Origin of the sequence: Streptomyces sp. SID5785 (assembly GCF_009870065.1) — a bacterium.
Classification (GTDB): domain Bacteria; phylum Actinomycetota; class Actinomycetes; order Streptomycetales; family Streptomycetaceae; genus Streptomyces.
The window spans coordinates 1-1,724 of the sequence record NZ_WWIA01000772.1; the positions used below are offsets into that span (position 1 = coordinate 1).

Consider the following 1,724-nt stretch of genomic DNA (forward strand, 5'->3'; position numbering starts at 1 on the left):
TACGGGCGGGCGGCCGAGTGGACGATCACCAGGGCCCTGCTCGCCGAGGGGCTCGACGCACCGGCCGGCACCGGCACGGTGCGCGTGCTGCCGCACTCCCCCGGCCGCACCGCCATCGAGTTCCGCTCGCCGGACGGGCTGGCGACCCTGCGTTTCGACACCGGCGTCCTGCGCCGCTTCGTCGACCGCACCCGCACCGTGGCGGCGAGCACGGCGGCCGCCACCCTGCCCCGGCCGCGCACGGGGGACGTCGTCGTGCCGATGACCGGGCACGACGGACAGGTCAACCGTCTCGGGCCACGGCTGCGTGCCATGCGGCAGGAGCAGGGGCTGTCCCTGGACCGGGCCGCTGCCGCCGCGGGCCTGTCCCGGCTGTGGGCCGCGCAGATCGAGAGCGGCGAACTCCTCGACCTGGACACGGTCTCGCGCTACGCCCGGGGGCTCGGGGCGCGGGTCACGCTGTCGGTGGAGTACGCGGCCGGAGAGCCGGGCGGCGTGCGGGTGCCTCGGCGCCGGACCTCTCAGTGCACCGGTTAGCGGCGGCCGGGCCGCACCGGTCAACCCGGGTCCGCCGTACCCCTCGTACGCATGGCACGGCCCCGTCCCCGCGAAACCCGGGCGGCCGGGGCCGCGTTGGTCGGGCGGGTACACGGAGCGGCCGCCGCGCCCGGGACACGGGAGAAGCGGGGCGTGGCGGTCGCTCTCCCGGCCGCCGCTCCACGGATCGGCCGCCTCCCCGGCCCGCACCCCTCGCCCGTACGCCGCGGCTCAGTCCTCGGGTGCGACGAAGTCGCACCACACCGCCTTGCCCTCGCCGCGCGGTTCGACGCCCCAGCGGGACGCGGTGGCCTCCACCAGCATCAGGCCGCGGCCCGACGTGGCCGTCTCCCCCGGCGAGCGGCGGTGCGGCCGGGCGCTGGAGCGGTCCTTCACCCACAGCCGTACGGTCCTGGGCGGGCCGGTGAGCACTTCGAGGGTGAGGATGGCGCCGCCCTCGGTGTGCACGAGCGCGTTGACGAGCAGTTCGCCCGCGGCGACCTCGACGTCGTCGGCGACCTCGCCGAGCCCCCACGCGGTGAGGTGCTCGCGCAGCGCCGCCCGGGTGTCGGCGAGGCCCTCCGGGTCCGCCTGGTGGACGTAGCGGTGGATGCGCGGCGCCTTCGGAGTGCCCGGGTCGGGCACCCGGCGCAGGACCAGCAGGGCGACGTCGTCACCGCTGCCCCAGGTCTCCCACAGGGTGCTGGACAGGTGGTCGGCGATGTCCTCGGCGTGCTCGGGGCCGGTGCTCAGGGCGCCGGACAGGGCCTGCATCCCCGCGTCGAGGTCGAGGCCCGGCTCCTCCACGAGGCCGTCGGTGCACAGCACGAGCGTCTCGCCGGGCACCAGGTCGAGGCGGGTCTCGGGGAAGTCCTCGATCTCGAAGTCGGTGGCGATCCCCAGCGGCAGTCCGCCGTGCAGCCGCGGAATGCCGACCCGGCCGTCGACGTGGCGCACGAGCGGCGGCAGATGCCCGGCCCGGACCGCGCGCACGATGCCGGTGGCCGGGTCGAACTGGGCGTAGGTGCACGTGGCGAAGCGCTCCGTGTCCAGCTCCGCGAGGAAGCGTGAGGCACGGGAGAGGACGGTCGACGGCGGATGCCCCTCCCCGGCGAACGCCCGGAGCGCGATGCGGAGTTGGCCCATGATCGCGGCGGCGTGCGTGTCGTGGCCCTGGACGTCGCCGA

The 1,724-nt window shown here is 76.3% G+C and carries 2 protein-coding genes; one reads left to right on the plus strand and one right to left on the minus strand.

Going from position 1 to position 1,724, the window contains the following annotated elements; genetic code table 11:
• Positions 1-537 (plus strand): SsgA family sporulation/cell division regulator (locus GTW43_RS25210; protein WP_161304304.1); only part of this gene is annotated, 537 nt, incomplete at its 5' end.
• Between the two features lie 231 nt (positions 538-768).
• Here the strand turns inward: GTW43_RS25210 and GTW43_RS25215 are convergent.
• Positions 769-1,724, minus strand: a 956-nt coding sequence (locus GTW43_RS25215) for an ATP-binding SpoIIE family protein phosphatase (protein WP_161304305.1), incomplete at its 5' end; no start/stop codon positions are given.